Annotated in this window: 20 protein-coding genes; all 20 read right to left on the bottom strand. The window is 47.0% G+C overall.

Going from position 1 to position 18061, the window contains the following annotated elements; genetic code table 11:
* Positions 1 to 36: 36 nt before the first annotated feature.
* The gene (gene proS / locus B9Y93_RS03220) at positions 37 to 1485 is read right to left on the bottom strand and encodes a proline--tRNA ligase (RefSeq protein ID WP_085492904.1); all 1449 of its coding nucleotides are present in this window, start codon (positions 1483 to 1485) and stop codon (positions 37 to 39) included.
* A 45-nt stretch (positions 1486 to 1530) separates the two neighbouring features.
* Positions 1531 to 2805, bottom strand: a complete 1275-nt coding sequence (rseP, locus tag B9Y93_RS03215) for an RIP metalloprotease RseP (protein WP_085492903.1) — start codon at positions 2803 to 2805, stop codon at positions 1531 to 1533.
* A 132-nt stretch (positions 2806 to 2937) separates the two neighbouring features.
* A complete protein-coding gene (locus B9Y93_RS03210; RefSeq protein ID WP_085492902.1) occupies positions 2938 to 4077 on the bottom strand; it encodes a 1-deoxy-D-xylulose-5-phosphate reductoisomerase in 1140 nt (379 codons plus the stop codon).
* Positions 4078 to 4105: 28 nt separating this feature from the next.
* Entirely contained in the window at positions 4106 to 4903 is a 798-nt protein-coding gene (locus B9Y93_RS03205) for a phosphatidate cytidylyltransferase (protein WP_085492901.1), read from the bottom strand.
* A gap of 18 nt (positions 4904 to 4921) precedes the next feature.
* Positions 4922 to 5695, bottom strand: coding sequence for an undecaprenyl pyrophosphate synthase (locus tag B9Y93_RS03200; RefSeq protein WP_085492900.1), 774 nt, complete (start codon positions 5693 to 5695; stop codon positions 4922 to 4924).
* 122 nt (positions 5696 to 5817) lie between these two features.
* Positions 5818 to 6372, bottom strand: a complete 555-nt coding sequence (gene frr, locus B9Y93_RS03195; RefSeq protein WP_085492899.1) for a ribosome recycling factor — start codon at positions 6370 to 6372, stop codon at positions 5818 to 5820.
* Entirely contained in the window at positions 6372 to 7100 is a 729-nt protein-coding gene (gene pyrH / locus B9Y93_RS03190) for a UMP kinase (protein WP_085492898.1), read from the bottom strand. Before pyrH ends, frr begins: the two co-directional genes overlap by 1 nt.
* Positions 7101 to 7219: 119 nt before the next feature.
* Positions 7220 to 7870 (bottom strand): translation elongation factor Ts, encoded by a 651-nt coding sequence (tsf, locus tag B9Y93_RS03185; protein WP_085492897.1) that lies wholly within the window; start codon positions 7868 to 7870, stop codon positions 7220 to 7222.
* A 136-nt stretch (positions 7871 to 8006) separates the two neighbouring features.
* Complete coding sequence (gene rpsB / locus B9Y93_RS03180; protein ID WP_085492896.1) at positions 8007 to 8711, bottom strand: 30S ribosomal protein S2; 705 nt, start codon at positions 8709 to 8711, stop codon at positions 8007 to 8009.
* A 177-nt stretch (positions 8712 to 8888) separates the two neighbouring features.
* The gene (locus tag B9Y93_RS03175) at positions 8889 to 9101 is read right to left on the bottom strand and encodes a hypothetical protein (RefSeq protein ID WP_085492895.1); all 213 of its coding nucleotides are present in this window, start codon (positions 9099 to 9101) and stop codon (positions 8889 to 8891) included.
* Positions 9094 to 9717 (bottom strand): DUF6115 domain-containing protein, encoded by a 624-nt coding sequence (locus B9Y93_RS03170; RefSeq protein ID WP_085492894.1) that lies wholly within the window; start codon positions 9715 to 9717, stop codon positions 9094 to 9096. The genes B9Y93_RS03175 and B9Y93_RS03170 overlap by 8 nt, the downstream gene beginning before the upstream one ends.
* A gap of 110 nt (positions 9718 to 9827) precedes the next feature.
* Complete coding sequence (locus tag B9Y93_RS03165) at positions 9828 to 10145, bottom strand: hypothetical protein (protein WP_244903269.1); 318 nt, start codon at positions 10143 to 10145, stop codon at positions 9828 to 9830.
* A gap of 39 nt (positions 10146 to 10184) precedes the next feature.
* Positions 10185 to 11585, bottom strand: a complete 1401-nt coding sequence (locus B9Y93_RS03160; protein ID WP_085492892.1) for a flagellar assembly protein A — start codon at positions 11583 to 11585, stop codon at positions 10185 to 10187.
* 48 nt (positions 11586 to 11633) lie between these two features.
* Entirely contained in the window at positions 11634 to 12419 is a 786-nt protein-coding gene (locus B9Y93_RS03155; RefSeq protein ID WP_085492891.1) for a FliA/WhiG family RNA polymerase sigma factor, read from the bottom strand.
* A 15-nt stretch (positions 12420 to 12434) separates the two neighbouring features.
* The gene (locus tag B9Y93_RS03150; RefSeq protein ID WP_244903268.1) at positions 12435 to 12875 is read right to left on the bottom strand and encodes a hypothetical protein; all 441 of its coding nucleotides are present in this window, start codon (positions 12873 to 12875) and stop codon (positions 12435 to 12437) included.
* Positions 12872 to 13366, bottom strand: coding sequence for a chemotaxis protein CheD (locus tag B9Y93_RS03145; RefSeq protein WP_085492889.1), 495 nt, complete (start codon positions 13364 to 13366; stop codon positions 12872 to 12874). The genes B9Y93_RS03150 and B9Y93_RS03145 overlap by 4 nt, the downstream gene beginning before the upstream one ends.
* Positions 13363 to 13983, bottom strand: a complete 621-nt coding sequence (locus tag B9Y93_RS03140; protein ID WP_085492888.1) for a chemotaxis protein CheC — start codon at positions 13981 to 13983, stop codon at positions 13363 to 13365. The genes B9Y93_RS03145 and B9Y93_RS03140 overlap by 4 nt, the downstream gene beginning before the upstream one ends.
* Before the next feature lie 4 nt (positions 13984 to 13987).
* Positions 13988 to 14449 (bottom strand): chemotaxis protein CheW, encoded by a 462-nt coding sequence (locus B9Y93_RS03135; RefSeq protein WP_085492887.1) that lies wholly within the window; start codon positions 14447 to 14449, stop codon positions 13988 to 13990.
* Positions 14450 to 14462: 13 nt separating this feature from the next.
* A complete protein-coding gene (locus B9Y93_RS03130; RefSeq protein ID WP_085492886.1) occupies positions 14463 to 16556 on the bottom strand; it encodes a chemotaxis protein CheA in 2094 nt (697 codons plus the stop codon).
* Between the two features lie 35 nt (positions 16557 to 16591).
* Positions 16592 to 18010 (bottom strand): protein-glutamate methylesterase/protein-glutamine glutaminase, encoded by a 1419-nt coding sequence (locus tag B9Y93_RS03125; protein WP_085492885.1) that lies wholly within the window; start codon positions 18008 to 18010, stop codon positions 16592 to 16594.
* Positions 18011 to 18061 lie beyond the last annotated feature (51 nt).

Genomic DNA, 18061 nt, shown 5'->3' with positions numbered 1-18061 from the left:
TTCCGTCCATGCTTCTTACACTACTCTAGCATATCATTAATACGCGCGTGCGAACACTACGGTATGTTTTGCCTGTTCTCCGCATACCAAACACGTGCTCTTCGTCTCTTCGGGCTCGAAAGGAATGTTGCGGCTTGTTGCTCCCGTCTCATCCTTCACATGCTTCTCGCAAGCCAATGATCCACACCAGCCGGCAAGACTGAAGCCGCGCTTCTCTTCCATTAATTCTTTCATCTCATCTACCGAATCAACAGAGTAGAAATGGGTGTTGCGGAACTCCAAAGCTCGATTATACATCTCTTGATGCACATCCTCAAGCATCTTGTTCACTTCATCGACAAGCTTGCTTTGCTCAACTACGCGCTTCTCGCCAGTCACACGGGAAACGAGCACGCACACGCCATTTTCCATGTCGCGAGGTCCGATCTCAAGGCGAACCGGAACACCTCTCATCTCGTATTCATTGAACTTCCAGCCTGGGCTCATGTCGCTGCGATCGTCCATGCGAACGCGTACGCCAGCAGACTTCAATTCACCGAATAATTCATCAGCACGAGCGATGACCTGATCACGAAGCTTTGCAGGTCCGATTGGAATCATAATCACCTGTGTTGGCGCAACCTTTGGCGGAAGCACTAAGCCGCGATCATCGCCATGAACCATAATCAAGGAGCCGATCAAGCGAGTGCTGACTCCCCAAGATGTCGTATGAACATATTCCTGCGTATTTTCCCGACCCAAGAACTGAATATCAAAGGCAACCGCAAAGTTCGTACCCAGATAGTGGGATGTCCCTGCTTGCACAGCACGTCCATCTTTCATCATGGCTTCGATCGAGAACGTATCTACTGCTCCAGCAAACTTCTCAGAAGGTGTCTTCTGACCAACAATCACAGGAATCGCTAAGTAGTTCTCAACGAAGTCGCGGTAAATATCGAGCATGCGCATCGTCTCTTCGCGAGCCTCCTGCTCCGTCTCATGAGCCGTATGGCCTTCTTGCCACAAGAACTCACTTGTCCGCAGGAATGGCAGCGTGCGCTTCTCCCAGCGCACCACGTTCGCCCACTGATTAATAAGAACCGGAAGATCGCGATAGGACTGTATCCACTTGGCATACATATGTCCAATCATCGTCTCTGATGTTGGGCGAATAGCCAGCTTTTCTTCAAGCGGCTCTCCCCCTGCTTCCGTTACCCAAGGAAGCTCTGGATTGAAGCCCTCGACATGCTCCTTTTCCTTTTGGAAAAAGCTCTCTGGAATAAAGATTGGGAAATAGGCATTGCGATGTCCCGTCTCTTTAAAGCGACGATCAAGCTCTTCTTTGATATGCTCCCAGATTTCATAGCCGTCTGGCTTAAACACGATGCAGCCACGCACCGGAGAGTAATCCATTAGGTCCGCTTTTTTAATTGCATCAATATACCAGCGTGAGAAGTCCTCTTGCTGGGGTGTAATCTCAGATACAAATTGTTTCTCCTTCGACATGACGAAAAAGTTCCTCCCGAACGTTTGTATAAGCGATGCCTGTCATCAGCCTTTTACTAAACGCAAAATATCGTTATAGGTTACTGCCAGCATAAGCAGCATCAACATGGCAAATCCAATAAAATGAACCATGCTTTCGCGATTAGGATCAATCGGCTTGCCGCGAAGCCCTTCCAATCCTAAAAACACAAGGCGGCTTCCATCGAGGGCTGGAATCGGAAGCAGGTTGAATATCCCGAGATACAAGCTAAGAATAGCTGTCCACAGCGTTAACTGGTCAATGCCCTGCTTCGCAAATTGTCCTGTCACTTCAAAGGTTCGAACAGGGCCACCCAAGTCGTCCAATTTGAATTGTCCAAAGATGAGCTGCTTGAAGCCTTCAAAGATATTCTTAGTCATGGTCACCATAGCATTGCCTGCATACGTTACAGTCTCGCCAATTGTAGCGGAACGAGTAGGCAATATCGGAGCAATGCCAACCTTGCCGCCTTTTTGTCCTTCAACAGCCACAGGTGTGATCGACAGGTTCAGCTGCTCACCGTCTCTATTAATGACCCAGTCCATCGGCTTTCCTTCCGAGGCTTCAATCAGCTTAATCAGCTTCTCCCGATCACCGCCAATGACGGTGCCGTTCACCTGATCGATAATATCCCCCTTCTTCACGCTAGCCGCTTCAGCAGGCATGCCTGCAGTTACTTCCCCTACCTTCACATAGGTTGGATTATCCACTGGCATACCTACTTGCTGTATGTACAAGCCAAACAGGAGAAATGCCAGGATAAAATTCATAAGCGGGCCTGCGAAAATTGCCAAAGCGCGCTGTCCTACTGTCTTGCTGCCAAACTGTCTGTCTAACGGTGCAATTTGAATCTCTTGACCTTTGACAATCATCATCGCTTGGGGATGAACGGTGAAATGCATCGTTTCCCCATCCACGATTAAGGCGAGCTTAAGCTCCTTCTCCAAATCCAACGATTCAATCTCGCCACGTATTACATTTTTTCTCAAATCGAGCTGGTCCAAATAAAGCTTGCTGACTTGAGAATCCTTCGCTCTGACCGCAATGGTTTGTCCGGGCTGCAGATCGACCATCTCAGGGTCTTCACCTGCCATGCGGACAAAGCCACCGACTGGAAGCAAACGAAGCGTATAACGCGTCTCGCCTCGCACATAAGAAAATACTTTCGGTCCAAAACCGATCGCAAACTCACGAACGAGAATGCCCGCACGCTTCGCAAAAATCATATGTCCCCATTCATGGATTGTAACGATTATGAAAAACACGAGCACAGTCAAGAAAACGACTTGTACCATTTGCACAGTGCAGCATCCTCCTTTAATTTGCGGGTCACTATATGTCTTCTAGATTATCATTATTCTCCGATTCGGCACAAGAGAATCCCGTTTTTCTAACTTTGGAGGTTTTCTGCATGCATGACCTGGCGGTCTCCCTTAGAACTTTTGTGCAGCCTGTCTAATTTCTCTATCTGTTTCCTCAATAATCTCCAATGAAGGATCGACTTGGACGCGATGGCCAGCAAGCGCGTTCTCAACGATGCGTTCAATATCGAGAAAGGCAATCTCTCCTTGAAGAAAACGTGCAACCGCAACTTCATTGGCCGCATTAAATACGGTGGTGGCCGTTCCGCCGATTCTTCCACTCTCATAGGCGTATCTCACCATCGGATAACGGGCCGTATCGAGTTCACGGAAGTGAAGCTTAGCAATCTTGGCTAGATTCAAGCGTTCTGCAGGGGAAGTCATTCGTTCAGGATAGGACAATGCATATTGAATAGGCACTCTCATATCCGGAACACCTAGCTGCGCGATGATCGAGCCGTCTACATATTCCACATAGGAATGTATAATGCTCTCTGGATGAATAAGAACATGAATACGATCATAATCAAGTTCGAACAGCCAATGCGCTTCAATAACCTCAAGACCTTTATTGGCCATCGTTGCTGAGTCGATCGTGATCTTGGCGCCCATGGACCAGTTCGGATGCTTAAGCGCCTCCTCGACCGTAACATGTGCGAGCTGCTCGCGAGTACGATCGCGAAAGCTTCCTCCTGATGCCGTGATGGTAATGGAATCAACATCAGACATCGATTCTCCATTTAGGCTCTGAAAGATTGCGGAATGCTCACTGTCAATCGGCATGAGCTTGACACCTTTTCGCTTAGCGGCTGCAGTAACCAGGTGACCCGCGGTAACAAGCGTCTCCTTGTTGGCAAGTCCTATTGTCTTCCCCTCTTCAATTGCAGCCAAGGTCGACTTCAAGCCAACGCTTCCCACGACAGCAGTAACAACAGTGTCAGCCTCTTGACAGCTCGCCGCTTCAATCAAGCCTTCTTCTCCATACACGAGCTTCGTTCCTGAAGGAAGTTCGTCCTTAACCGCGTCTGCCGTAACCTTGTCTTGAACGGAAACAAGCCGCGGCTTGAACTGATGCGCTTGCTTCAGCAGCAGCTCTGCATTTCTTCCTGCCGCTAGCGCCTCAACGACAAAGGATTCCGGATGATGCTCAATGACACTCAGCGTCTGGGTACCGATTGATCCTGTCGACCCTAGGACGGATATTCGTTTCATACGTGCACCTCAATTGTAAATGGTAGATCTACAGCGTGAACAAGCCAATGAAGTGTAAAAAGGGGAACACGATGAGCCAGCTGTCACAGCGATCCAACACGCCGCCATGGCCCGGAAGCAAAGTTCCCGAGTCCTTGACGCCTACAACTCGCTTGTATGCTGACTGAATAAGATCCCCCATTTGTCCTACAATGGACGCTGCAAGACCTATGCCAAAAGTAAGCGGAATATTCAGCATGTCCGGTCGTATAAATAGAGCAAGGATGCAAACGACTAACGAGCTTACAATTCCACCAATAGCTCCTTCAACCGTCTTGTTAGGACTAATAGACGGCCAGAGCTTATGCTTGCCGATGGCTCGTCCAGTAAAATAGGCTCCAATATCTGAGGCCCATATCGCTGCAAAGAGCAGAACGGTCCAGAATAAGCCATCTTCTGAAAACGTCCTTGTCATCAACATATACTTAAAGCCTATCCCAATATAAAAAGCACCCAACAGCAGTTGTGAAACAGCTTGTATAGGAATGCGATTCTTCGAAATAACCGTAATGCACAAAAGTCCAAACATAACAAACCAAACTGTGGATTCCATTGGGTATTGCAGCGATACGCCCCACTTCTCCCACGGAACCACTAAAAACAAAATCAAAGCATATCCGAGCAGTGAAGCTATATCGAATGGTTTTGAATGGTGCATGCGCGCAAATTCGTAAAATCCGATCAATGCTAGCGCGATCATCAATAATTCGTATGGGACTCTGCCAAGATAGACAAGAATCGCAAATAAGCCGCCAGCAATAACACCTGTAATGATGCGCTGTTTCATACAGACTAATCCTCCAACTTATTGTAATCCACCATAGCGACGGGATCTGCGCTGGTATTCAGCAACCGCTTCTTTCAGGTGTGCCTCAGTAAACTCTGGCCAATAAACATCAGTAAACCACAGCTCACTGTAGGCGATCTGCCACAACATAAAATTACTCAGTCGAAGCTCACCGCTTGTACGGATGAGTAGATCAGGATGAGGCAGCTCATGAGAAAGCAAATGGGCCTCCATTGTTCTTTCATCAATCTCATCTGGTTGAAGCTTACCATCCTTCACATCACGAGCGATTTCCTTTATGCCTTCAACGAGCTCTCGTTTTCCACCATAATTAAGCGCAAAATTGAGAATTAGACCCGTATTGTGTTTCGTCTTCTCAATCGCTTCTTCAAGCGCATCAATCGTATGCTTTGGAAGCTGGTCGCGATATCCCATCATGCGAACCTGCACGTTATTCTCAATAAGCTCATCAAGCTCAATGGCAAGAAATTGCTGAGGCAGCTTCATCAAGAAGTCTACTTCATCTCTTGGACGCTTCCAATTTTCAGTTGAAAAAGCATACATGGTCAATACTTTGACGCCGAGATCATTTGCAGCAATCGTGACTCGCTTGACGGCCTTCATTCCACTGTGATGACCCGCAATTCGCGGCAAACCGCGCTTGCTGGCCCATCGTCCGTTGCCATCCATAATCACGGCTACATGATAAGGAACATTCTCCTTATCGAGAAGCAGCTCTGTATTGTGGCGATTCTGCCTATCTGCCAACCATGCTTGGAATCGCTTAATCATTCGGTCTCCTCCAACCCGGTGATAGAACCTTTAAAATCCTTCTTCTACTATAGTCATTCAGTACCAAAAAGACAATAAACCCCACCGTTCGGAGGGGCATAAATCGCAGAAAAAGTTTGCTGTTACACTTCCATGATTTCTTTTTCTTTTGCTGCTAATACCTTGTCAACCTCAGCAATGAATTTATCCGTGGACTTTTGGATATCTTCCTGATGGCGACGGGATTCATCTTCGGAAATGTCGGTTTTCTCCAGCTTTTTAATGTCATCATTCGCATCGCGGCGAATATTGCGAACCGCTACCTTCGCTTCTTCAGCATATTTTTTCGTTTGCTTCACAAGCTCCAAGCGACGCTCTTCCGTGAGTGGAGGAATCGTCAATCGAATAATGGTTCCATCATTTGCAGGAGTAAGTCCTAGATCCGATTTGAGAATAGCGCGCTCAATTTCGGAGATAGAGGATTTGTCCCATGGCTGAATTACCATTGTACGAGGGTCAGGTGTATTAATATTTGCAAGCTGATTCACTGGAGTCAATGCACCGTAGTATTCAACTTGAACACGATCTAACAATGCAGGATTTGCGCGACCTGCCCGAAGAGTAGCAAGCTCACGTCTCAATGAAGAGATGGCTTTTTCCATGCGCTCTTCTGCATTTTTCTTAATGGATTGTGGCATTATTCTACACTCCCTTTCACCGTAGTTCCGATCTTCTCACCGAGTACGACACGTTTGATATTGCCTTTTTCCGTAATGGCAAACACGACAAGCGAGATATTGTTGTCCATACAAAGCGAAGTTGCAGTAGAATCCATAACTCCAAGATTACGATTCAGCACTTCCATATAAGTCAATGTTTCGAACTTCTCTGCACCCTCATCCTTGAATGGATCTGCAGAGTATACGCCATCAACTTTATTCTTCGCCATCAAGATTACATCTGCCTCGATCTCCGCAGCACGCAGCGCTGCTGTCGTATCCGTCGAGAAGAACGGGTTCCCTGTTCCTGCTGCAAAGATAACCACGCGGCCTTTTTCCAAGTGGCGAATGGCACGGCGACGAATGTAAGGTTCAGCAATTTGCTGCATCGCAATTGAAGTTTGAACACGAGTAGGCACGCCGATTTGTTCCAGCGCATCTTGCAAGGCTAGCGAGTTCATCACCGTAGCGAGCATCCCCATATAGTCTGCTGTTCCACGATCAATACCTTTCTGGCTGCCTGCGATGCCTCTCCAGATGTTACCGCCGCCACATACGATGGCTACTTCCACACCAAGTTCAACAACTTCCTTTACCTGCTCTGCGATGGAATTGATCATTTCAGACTCAATGCCGTATCCAGCCTGACCTGCCAACGACTCTCCGCTAACTTTCAATACGATGCGTTTATAAACCGGTTGTTCCAATGTATACCCTCCACTTTTCATAACCAACTGCTAAAAAAGAAGGAACACCAAGTGTTCCAACTTTTTCAGAGCGTATGTTGATCGCTGCTTAGACAAAGCGAATATCGTATAAGCCTATATTATACTTTCGCTTGTGCCATAACTTCTTCAACAAAGTTATCTTGTTTTTTCTCAAGACCTTCACCAAGCTCATAACGAACAAAGCGACGGATAGAAATGTTCTCACCGATTTTCGATACTTTTTCGTTCAGCAATTGATCGATCGTTTTGTCTGGATCTTTAATGAAGGATTGTTCCATCAAGCAAATTTCTTCATAGTATTTGCTAATGCGGCCTTCAACCATTTTTTCAACGATCTTCTCAGGCTTGCCTTCGTTAAGCGCTTGAGCCTTAAGAATTTCTTTTTCTTTTTCAATCTCGTCAGAAGGTACTTCTTCGCGACGAATGTATTTTGGAGAAGATGCTGCGATATGCATAGCAATGTCGCGAGCAAACTCTTGGAACTGATCTGTCTTCGCTACGAAGTCAGTTTCACAGTTGATTTCAACCAATACGCCGATACGTCCGCCAGCGTGGATGTAAGATTGAACTGCACCTTCAGTTGCAACGCGGTCTGCTTTCTTAGCTGCTGCTGCAAGACCTTTCTCACGAAGAATCTCAGATGCTTTGTTCAAATCACCATTTGCCTCTTCCAATGCTTTCTTCGCATCAAGAATACCAGCACCTGTTTTTTCGCGTAGTTCTTTAACTTGAGCTGCGGAAATTGCCATTCTATTGTCCCTCCAACTGATAATTTAAAGCCTGTTTAAGGCTTTCATTTAAGTATTGTGCTTCATATCGCCAAAAAAAGGGCGGCGAGCGGTGAAACACCTGCCTACCACCCTTTTGTCATTTCAGTTCTATAACTTAAGCTTCAACAACCGCTTCTTCGCCTTGGTTGCCTTCCATGATCGCTTCAGCCATCTTAGAAGTAAGCAACTTAACAGCGCGGATAGCGTCATCGTTACCAGGGATCACGTAATCGATCTCATCTGGATCACAGTTCGTATCAACGATACCAACGATTGGGATACCCAATTTGCGAGCTTCAGCTACTGCGATACGTTCTTTGCGTGGGTCGATAACGAACAATGCGCTTGGCAATTCTCTCATGTTCTTGATACCGCCCAAGAATTTCTCAAGACGATCTTTCTCTTTGCGAAGAATGATAACTTCTTTCTTCGGCAATACTTCGAAAGTTCCGTCCTCTTCCATTCTTTCAAGGCTCTTCAAACGCTCAACACGTTTTTGGATTGTTTCGAAGTTAGTCAATGTACCACCCAACCAGCGTTGGTTGATGAAGTAATTGCCGCAACGCTCTGCTTCTTCCTTAACGGAATCTTGAGCTTGCTTCTTCGTACCAACGAACAGCATAGTGCCGCCGTCAGCTGCGATAGACTTAACAAAGTTGTAAGCCTCTTCTACTTTTTTCACTGTTTTTTGCAAATCAATGATGTAAATACCGTTACGTTCTGTGAAGATATATTTGTCCATTTTCGGATTCCAACGACGAGTTTGGTGACCGAAGTGTACACCAGCTTCTAGAAGCTGTTTCATGGAGATAACTGCCATCTTCACTACACCTCCTAATATGGTTAGTTTTCCTCCGCCAATGTCATCTCCCGTCAAGACTTACCGCACGGTTGCCCACGACAGCAAGCACCCTTGACGAAATTAATCGGCGTGTGTTATTAACACCGTCAACTAATATACCATAACAGCCTACAGCATGCAACTTCTTTTATCCTATCATTTAGCCGGAGCTTTTGGCTGTCCATCTTCTGCAATCTTAGAGTCTTTATTGACAAGATCGTATCCTTGCCTAGCAGCCTCCTGCTGGAGCTCAATCTCAGTCAGCGGTGTTCTCGTTTGCTGCTGTCCGATCCAGATCATCTGGAGCAATAAGGCTCCAATGATGATGCCTGCTCCAAGGCCAATCAAAAATTCACGATTCTTAAACACGCTCTGCCTCCTGTAATCCAAGCTGGATGATCACTTCAACCTCGCCTTGTGGAAGATTCAGCTGGAGGGCGATATCGTGGCTGGAAATGCCTTCATGAAGCAGCTCGAATATATCCTTGTATCGTTTGCGAATGGACGGCAGCTCTTCTGACTCTGCTGCTGTAATGAGACTGCTCATCTCCGTCTCATTCGAATGTATATCATTGCTGTTGGACTCCATTGTAGAAACACTCGTCTCCCTTGATTGTTCATGCTCATCAGCCATTGGGAGGAGCTTGTCCCTCTGGCGCACCGATTGCTGCTGCATATTGGTAATGCGCGCTTCCACATGATGATTCTGCAGCTGCTGCTTCTCAGTAAGATGGGCTATTTTTCCTTCAAGCAGATCCATGCGTTTGCGAAGCGAATCATCTCTTAAATTCTGCTCTTTTTTCATGTGTTCAACTACTGTAAGCAGTTTATCGTTCTCCGCTGCCATTTCCTCAATATAATGCTCTAGTGTGTCCTCAATCTCCTGCTTGATTGCTGTCGTGCCATTAGCTGTCTTTGGGCGTAGTAGCCCGCATACCATCACAACTGCACCTAACAACACGAGATAGATCCATGGATCGTTCATGTCATTCTCCTCATTCTGCGCTCTTATTGCTATTTATGGATACTAACGCCGCTCCCCCAAACAAGTGGGTTAGCGGCGTCATCCTTGCATTCATAATTATGTGTCAATGACTATACCGAAAAATCAATGTGTTTTCCCTTGTAGGGGTGCTCGGCAGGCACACTTTGATCCTGTTCCTCCGAAACATCGCTTGCCTTCTGCCCCTTCGGCTGATCATTCTTCGACTGCTGCTTATGCTCCTCATCATGAATGCGTCCCTCAGTGGATTCTTGAAGCTTCTCATTACGTTTGCGAAGCGCTTCCGTGAGCTTCTCCGCCTGCTCATTTAACACGGTCTGATCCGCCATCATCCGATGCTGCATCTGCTGATGAAGCGTGGATACTTCTTGTGTCCGCGGAATGGCAATTTGCAGTTCGACTGGCTTCATATTCATGGGATCACCTCAATCACTGAGTCTCATGGAATATTACAGAGAGACCATCATAATCTCGCCATCGATAAATCGGAAGGACACATGCTTGCTAACATCCTTCACATAGCGGGTATAGCGGCCAATTACCATCTTGCTGCCTCCATATATAAGCTGATGCACATCCACTCGCGCATCATTTGAACCCTCCAGAGCCTTCTCTAACTCATATATACGTTCTCGAATATCCGTTTGTTCATGCACAACACTTTTCTTCGTAATGTTCAGCTTAAGCCGCATCTGCATCTTATCTTCGGTCAGTTGGCCAGCAGCTGCAAGCTTATCCAGCAGGGTCAATGCTTTTTCTGTCTTATCCAGGCTTTCTGTCGTCGTTCTATATCGCTGACGCAGTTCATTCAGCTCATTTCTAAGCTCAGGGAGTACCCCTACTTCTATAGTCGTCTGGGTTGAAGTGCTGTTGCCTATCGTTCTAGCTACAACGCGCTCTCCAGCCTGGATCCTGCCTCCCACGATAAGTCCCTTCGTCCCATTGCAGATGACTTGTTTGGAAGCGCGAACATTTGAGTGGAGAATGCTTTGCGAGACAATAATATCCGTCCCTGCGCTCAGATTGCCCTCTTGAACAAAAGAGCATTTGATCTGCTGACCCGCCTGAATGCTTCCTTTGTGCCCAGCGATGATACCTCCAGAGATTTCAATGGAGCCTTGTGCCTCCAGCTGAGCCCCTTCAACGCCGCCAATGACGCGTATATCTCCTGCAGCCTTAATTCGAAAGCCGGTCAGCACATTGCCGCGAATAACGACTGTTCCAACGAAGTCGATATTACCGGTACGATAATCAACATCTCCATTGACTTCATACACAGGAAAGACATTCAGCTTATCCCCTTCTGTCTTTACGATAAGTCCGTCAATCGCGGCATAAGCAGCCACTTCTTCATCATCTGTCACAACATTTTTGCCAAGCTTCAGTCTTGCCTCTTTGCCATCTCGGCCTTTAACTTCTTCCCCACGCACATTGATACCTGCGATTGCCGATGTTGCTGGCTTACGCAGTGCGATACGCTGCCCACGCGTTACGTTGTTCAACTGCTGGATTTCCTTCAAATCCACACTGCCGTCATCTTGCTCCAACGGTCGTGAAGACCCTTTCATTACCATCAATAACTCAACCTTGCCATCTGTTCCATCAACAGGCTCTTTTCCGATTGCTACAATAACTGGCTCTTTCGTATACAGAAGCGGGCGCCGCGCAATATCGCGCAGCACCTCCTCCTTCAAGCCATACTGGACCTGGTTGTTTCTAAGGAACTGCAATAATTCATTTTCCGTAAATTGTATGTTTTGGTCTACGTCTCCGATGAGCAGGTAAGCCGTCATTTTATCGTCAGACAAGCTTACTTCCAAGTATTGTTCCAGCATCATCGTCGTGCTCATGGCGTCCCCCCCAATTATTTGATCATAAGACACTATCGTTAACAACGCTTACGCTTCCATAAGTATGGCCTTGTTCTTCTCCAGCACTGAGCGCAAGCGAAGGATTGCTTTCGAATGCAGCTGCGAGATGCGAGAAGGTGATAAGCTCATCACTTCTGCAATCTCACTCAAAGACAAATCTTCATAATAGAACAAGGATACAACTGTTCTTTCTTTTTCTGTTAATTTGTCAATTGCTTCAACCAATGAAGATTTTAGGAAATGTTCATTAACTTTATATTCCGGGTTTTTAGCGGTTTCGTCAACCAAAACAGAGATTCTCATCTCAGAATCTTCTTCTCGAATCGGATCTTCAAGTGAGCATAATGTCATGATGGAAACATCTTGAACCATCGTACGAAAGTCTTTCTCGGTTACTTCTAAGTACTGACTCATCTCTGCATCAGTAACAGTTCTTAAATACTGCTGTTCAAGCACTTGATAGGCTTCTTCAATTTTCTTGGCCTTCTCGCGAACAGATCGAGGCACCCAATCCCCAGAACGCAGAGAATCAAGAATCGCCCCTCGAATTCGCCAAGACGCATAGGTTTCGAACTGAAGGCCCCGCAAATAGTCGAATTTCTCAATGGCATCTATCAAGCCAAGTACGCCATTGCTTGTTAGGTCGTCTTTTGATACATTTCGTGGCAATCCAGCCGCGAGTCGATTGGATACAAAATCTACGATCGGCAGATACAGTTCTATTAATTGTTTTTTTGCTTCAATATCCTGATGTTCTTTCCATTGGACCCACAACTCAAAATGAGAACAAGTCGTTTTCTTTTGTACGCTCACCGATCACGTGCCTCCTTACTCTTTAGCCATATGGCGAACAGCTTGTGCCAATTGCTCGCCATCTTGCGGCAGCTTAGACACGAATTTGGGCGGAGTCAACGGTTCAAATTTGATTTCCTGCTCTTCATGCGAAACTGCCTTCGGCTCATTTTCAGTTGGTGTGTTTCTTAGTAAATCCTTCAACGTATCCGTTTCATCTGGGGTGGACATATCGACGTTATGCCCGCTAGAGCTAGCATTGTAAGCCGCTTGATCTTGGGGCTCCTCTCGCCCAGGTGCTTTCAGAATGCCCGCGGCATAGCGCAGCAAGAATCCAAGCAAGAACCAGATTGCACCTGCAATCAATCCTCTGATTAGACTTGTCGACCACAGATTGGAGCTTATCGAGACTAATGTCGTGAAGACAAAACCGCAAGCTCCCATTACCATGTTCCATCGTATCGTTCCAGTCATCATATATCCTTCGTTCCCTTTTGTACGCTACGAATATTGAGACGCCCGTCAGAACAAAACATTTCTATTGTTCTGCCGTAATTACCGCCAGTATCCTCCGCATAGAGAGGAATGTTAAGCTTCTGCAGCATTTCCCTGCAGGATTCTATATTTCTTGGACCAATCCTCATCGATTCATGCTGGGAGGAAAAGGCGAACATTTGCGCCCCTCCCGCCATCTTAGCATGCATTCGCGACAAGCTCGCTCCCGCTTCAGTCAAACGGGCAACAAGCTCTGGAATAGCTGTGTCAGCATATTTTGCAAGATTCATAGAGCCTTCTCTTGCAATCTCTGAACTTGGGAGCATGACGTGAGCAAGTCCACCAATCTTCGTCAATGGATCATACAGCGTTACTCCTACACAAGACCCAAGCCCTGTTGTACGGATGGAGCCGCTGATACATATGTTCAGATCGGCCATTCCGACTTTCACAACGTTCATTTCCTCTATCATTCAATAGGCACTCCCAAAGCTGCGAATATTTTTGCAAATGAATCTGGATCAGGGATAAGGAAGAACGTTCCCTGAATGTCTCGAACATCTTGTAAGAATTTCGTATCAATAAATAACGCGCAGTCTCCCATTTCGCCATACTGTATCAAGCCATAGTTCAATACCGCTCCAGCCATGTCAATAGCAAGCTGAGGTACAGTAGGCGACATCGCAAGCTGAGTAAAATCAGCCAAGGACGACAAGTATGAGCCTGCTAAAATGTTGCCAATCTCCGACAACGCCGAAATATCCATCTCGCTAAAGTTGTCTTCATCTAGATCCTTTACCTGAAGAAGCTCGGATAAGAGTCTTCTCGCAGGTTCTAGTTCAAACATGAAGAACAAATGCGAGGGAGCATCGCCTTCAACACGAAAGTAAATGGCGATAACGACCTGCTCCGCTCCCCCAACTTCTTCCGCTATTTCTTCGAAAGGAAGAAGCTTTACTTTTGGAATATCCATATCAACTGGCCGATCCAGCAGCCGAGATAATGCGGTAGCTGCGTGTCCAGCTCCAATGTTGCCAATCTCGCGCAAGACGTCTAATTTGAATTCACCTAGGTTATCAAATAAAGCCACGGCTCTATACCTCTAATTGTTCTAAGTTTACAATCTCGTCTTTCCGAAGCACTTCTGACAAGTTCAAGAGGATTAACAGGCGCTCTTCGCTTATTTTTGCGACGCCACGCAGGTATCTTGCTTGAATGCCGCCCACCACTTCTGGAGCAGGCTCGATCTTGTCCTCTAGAATATCAATGACATCATTCGCAGAATCTACGATAAAGCCAATCTCCATCTCGCCTACTTGGACAATGATAATACGAGTCTGGTCTGTGTACGTTTCTTGCGAAAGGCCGAAGCGGCCGCTTAGTTCCATAACAGGAACAACTACACCACGCAAGTTAATAACGCCTTTGATAAAGTTATACGTCTTAGGGACACGGGTGATTGGCATCATGCGTTCAATCGTCTTTACTTTATCTACTTCAATCCCGTATTCCTCATGAGCAAGCTTAAAAACGACAATCTTCATTTCCTCTGACATGTTCATACCTCCATTAGGATTGGATTAGCGTATTGGGATCAATAATCAGCGCTACTTGTCCATCACCTAGAATTGTGGCGCCAGATATGCCTTGGACAGTTCCCAAGTAACTGCCTAACGGCTTAAGTACAATTTCGTTTTGCCCAATAAAGTCATCGACAGCAATTGCTGCTAGCCGTTCACCCTTGCGGATGATAATGATCTCTGTCTCCTCTTCATCCACATCTGTGTAGCTTGGACATTCAAAGATTGCACTCAATGACACGAGCGGAATCACGCTGTCGCGGTAGTTGATCATGCGAATGCCGCCATGAATATTGCGAATATCCTTCTTCGTAACAAGCCCGGTTTCTACAATCGATGTGAGTGGAATCGCATATTTCTCGTCTCCTAGACGGAACAGCATCGCAGAAAGGATCGAAAGCGTAAGCGGGAGCTGTACGATGAAGGTCGTCCCCTTGCCTAGCGTAGACTTCACAACAACTTCTCCGCCTAATGAAGCGATCTTCGACCTTACAACATCTAGCCCAACTCCGCGTCCTGAGATATCCGATACCTGCTCAGCCGTACTGAAGCCGGAGCCGAACAACAGCATATATACCTGCTCATCTGAAAGCAGCTTTGCCTGATCTTCAGTCAGCATGCCGTTTTTAATTGCCTTTTTAAGCACATTGTCGCGGTTAATGCCTTTCCCGTCGTCTTCAATCTCAATAAAGACGTGGTTGCCGCTCTGATAGGCGCGCAGATGAACAGTCCCCGTTTCTAGCTTGCCTGCCTCAATACGCTCTGCTGTTGATTCTTGACCGTGATCGATCGCATTACGAAGCAAGTGGACGAGCGGATCGCCGATCTCATCAATAACCGTACGATCAAGCTCTGTGTCCGCTCCTGAGATCTGGAAGTCAACCTTCTTATCCAAAGATTTGGCCAAGTCTCTTACCATGCGCGGGAACCGATTAAATACGGTATCGATCGGCACCATGCGAAGCTTCAAGACAATGCTCTGCAGGTCACCGCTTACGCGCACCAGATGCTCAACGGTCTCTGTTAAGGTATTCGACTTCAACTCTGTCGCCAAATCTTCCAATCGAACTCTATCGATAAGAAGCTCGCTTAATAGATTCATCAGCACATCCAGGCGATCAATATCAACGCGAATTGTGCGATGCTGCTGCCCCTTCCCTTGAGCGGCTGCGCCTCCAGTCGGCTTCTTCTTGGTTTCACTTGGCTTGGCTGGAGTCTCCGTGACTCGTGCATCATCCGCCTTTTTCTCAATGGCAGGCGCAGCGGCTGCGGCCACTTCCTCTTTGGATGCTGTCGCCGCTTGGAGCAGCTTGTTCCAATCTTTGATATTGTCCGCTGTCAAAGGTTGAAGCACAACCGAATCTACTTCAGATACTTGCTCTGCTGCTTTTTGGATTTCTTCTAAGGTCTGGGTCGTAACTGCATAAATGGAGAAGGTCTGCTCGAACTGTTCTTGTTCGATCTCGTGCGCAGGTGGCGTGGACTTTACAATCTCGCCTTGCTCCCCAAGCGCTTGGAACACCATGTAGGCACGTGCCGCCTTCAGCACACAATCTTCTCGAAGCGTTACTTTCATATAAGCAGCCTGCATCCCTGCTTCGATGGATTGCTCGATAATGCTGAGCTGGAACTCATCCAAGCGCTCATCATGGCTTGAAGCAGCCGTCGTCTCTTGACTTTCAGCTGGCTGTTCTTTGTTGTGTTCGCCTTTTACGATGGATTGCAAAGATTCGACAATGCTCTTAATCTCTGCTTTGCCTTCACCGCCGTTAGCGATATCTTCAACCATTGCTTCTAACGAATCAAGACTCTTGAACAAGGTATCAAAGATAAAGTCATCCATCGATAACTGGTGGTTGCGCACAAGGTCCAGCACATTCTCCATCTCATGGGTAAGAGAGGCCAGATCTTCGAAGCCCATCGTGGCAGACATCCCTTTCAGCGTATGGGCCGAACGGAAGATAACCTGTACGATACTGACATCTTCAGGCTGGTTTTCAAGCTCCATCATATTGTCATTCAATGCTTGCAGGTGGTCGTTCGCTTCATCTAAAAACATGGATAAATACTGATTAAGATCCAAGGTCGAACACTCCTTCACATGCTTTTCTTCTCGCTTTATCCGTTATGTATTGCTTGTACGACTTGCCCTGCCATCTCATGGATTGGTATGGCATGAGTCACACAGCCAAGCTCCATAGCCGCTCTTGGCATCCCGTATACGACGCAAGTCTCTTCACTCTCAATAAAGGTGGAATGAACGCCTTGATCATACAAGGTCTTCATCATCTTGGCTCCGTCGCTGCCCATGCCTGTCAGTAAGACAAGGTGCAGCTTCAATTGCTTAAGCGGCAGCAGCGATTCAAACAATCGATCAACCGACGGCCGATGCCCTGAACAAGGTTCGTCTCGATTCAGCGCAATTTGATACTGTCCCTTATGATCCTTTACAACACGCATGTGCTGACCGCCGGGAGCTAGATAGGCACAGCCTTTTTTCAGCACATCGCCATCCTCAGCTTCCTTTACCTCCAGTTTACTATAAGTGTTCAGCCGCTGCGCCAACGATCTTGTGAAATTTGGCGGCATATGCTGAACAATGACGACTGGAGCCTCCAGGTCACCAGGCAGGTCGGACAACAGCGTCTTCAATGCCCGCGGTCCACCTGTTGAAGTGCCTACGGCGACAAGATCATGGAGAGCCGTTGCCTTCATTCCTGTACTGACAGTATGTGGCGGGTGCTCTGCTCGATTGCCGTTAGGAGTGCTCTCCAATGGTGACTGTTGAGGTCTTTTGCTTTGGAGAGATGGAGCAGACGCTCTCTTCTTCTCCACCCCATCTGCCTGAGGAGAAGAACGCGAGGGTGTTTCTGGTCTATGAAGCTCTATATTTGCTTTTTGCGCTGCCTTATCAAGGCTCTTCTTCTTAGGCAAAGACCGAGGTTCCGTCTGTTTTTTAGACAGCGGTGAGAAGGAAGGCTTATCCGTGCGCTTTTCGATACGGTGCTTTTCCAGCTCTTCTTTGGCATTATGTATCTGTTCGTTTTCAACAGCTGCAGCCATTTGTTGGGCTGCAAGCGCTTGTCTCTCAGCTCGCTCCGCTTCAAGCTGATTCAACCGTTGTCTTCGCTCTTCCGATTGAATCGCAGCATGAAGCTTCTCATGCAGCATCTGACCAACTTGATGGATATCCTGGTTGCCGCCATGTGGACTAGGCTTGCAGACGAAGTCAAAAGCTCCGTTCTCCAGGGCAGAGATCGTCTCTTGTCTGCCCACCTCTGTGAGACTCGACAGCATAATGACTGGAGTGGAATGCTCCTCTCTAATTTTTTGAAGAGCTTCAATTCCATTCATCGTCGGCATCTCAACATCCAGTGTAATGGCATCAGGAGCAAGCAGCCTTACTTGCTCGATGGCTTCCTGTCCATTCGAAGCGGTACCTGCGACTTTAAATGACACATCTTGTGCAATCAAGTCAGAAATAATCTTACGCATAAAAGGTGAATCATCGACAACGAGAACTCGCTTTGCTGACATCACCGACCACACTCCTTCAGGACGAAAATGATTGGATACATCGTGAAGTCT

Origin of the sequence: Paenibacillus aquistagni, from assembly GCF_900177815.1 — a bacterium.
GTDB lineage: Bacteria > Bacillota > Bacilli > Paenibacillales > Paenibacillaceae > Paenibacillus_B > Paenibacillus_B aquistagni.
Note: the sequence above shows the minus strand (reverse complement) of the source record. Positions and strands in the feature narration are given on the sequence as shown.

Excerpts from the sequence above, each read along its gene's own strand:
- proS (WP_085492904.1), bottom strand. The coding sequence starts at position 1,485 with ATGTCGAAGGAGAAACAATTTGTATCTGAGATTACACCCCAGCAAGAG.
- B9Y93_RS03210 (WP_085492902.1), bottom strand. The coding sequence starts at position 4,077 with ATGAAACGAATATCCGTCCTAGGGTCGACAGGATCAATCGGTACCCAG.
- B9Y93_RS03205 (WP_085492901.1), bottom strand. The coding sequence starts at position 4,903 with ATGAAACAGCGCATCATTACAGGTGTTATTGCTGGCGGCTTATTTGCG.
- B9Y93_RS03170 (WP_085492894.1), bottom strand. The coding sequence starts at position 9,717 with ATGAACGATCCATGGATCTATCTCGTGTTGTTAGGTGCAGTTGTGATG.
- B9Y93_RS03165 (WP_244903269.1), bottom strand. The coding sequence starts at position 10,145 with ATGAAGCCAGTCGAACTGCAAATTGCCATTCCGCGGACACAAGAAGTA.
- frr (WP_085492899.1), bottom strand. The coding sequence starts at position 6,372 with ATGCCACAATCCATTAAGAAAAATGCAGAAGAGCGCATGGAAAAAGCC.
- tsf (WP_085492897.1), bottom strand. The coding sequence starts at position 7,870 with ATGGCAATTTCCGCAGCTCAAGTTAAAGAACTACGCGAAAAAACAGGT.
- B9Y93_RS03150 (WP_244903268.1), bottom strand. The coding sequence starts at position 12,875 with ATGATGACTGGAACGATACGATGGAACATGGTAATGGGAGCTTGCGGT.
- B9Y93_RS03135 (WP_085492887.1), bottom strand. The coding sequence starts at position 14,449 with ATGTCAGAGGAAATGAAGATTGTCGTTTTTAAGCTTGCTCATGAGGAA.
- B9Y93_RS03125 (WP_085492885.1), bottom strand. The coding sequence starts at position 18,010 with ATGTCAGCAAAGCGAGTTCTCGTTGTCGATGATTCACCTTTTATGCGT.
- B9Y93_RS03200 (WP_085492900.1), bottom strand. The coding sequence starts at position 5,695 with ATGATTAAGCGATTCCAAGCATGGTTGGCAGATAGGCAGAATCGCCAC.
- B9Y93_RS03160 (WP_085492892.1), bottom strand. The coding sequence starts at position 11,585 with ATGAGCACGACGATGATGCTGGAACAATACTTGGAAGTAAGCTTGTCT.
- B9Y93_RS03145 (WP_085492889.1), bottom strand. The coding sequence starts at position 13,366 with ATGATAGAGGAAATGAACGTTGTGAAAGTCGGAATGGCCGATCTGAAC.
- rpsB (WP_085492896.1), bottom strand. The coding sequence starts at position 8,711 with ATGGCAGTTATCTCCATGAAACAGCTTCTAGAAGCTGGTGTACACTTC.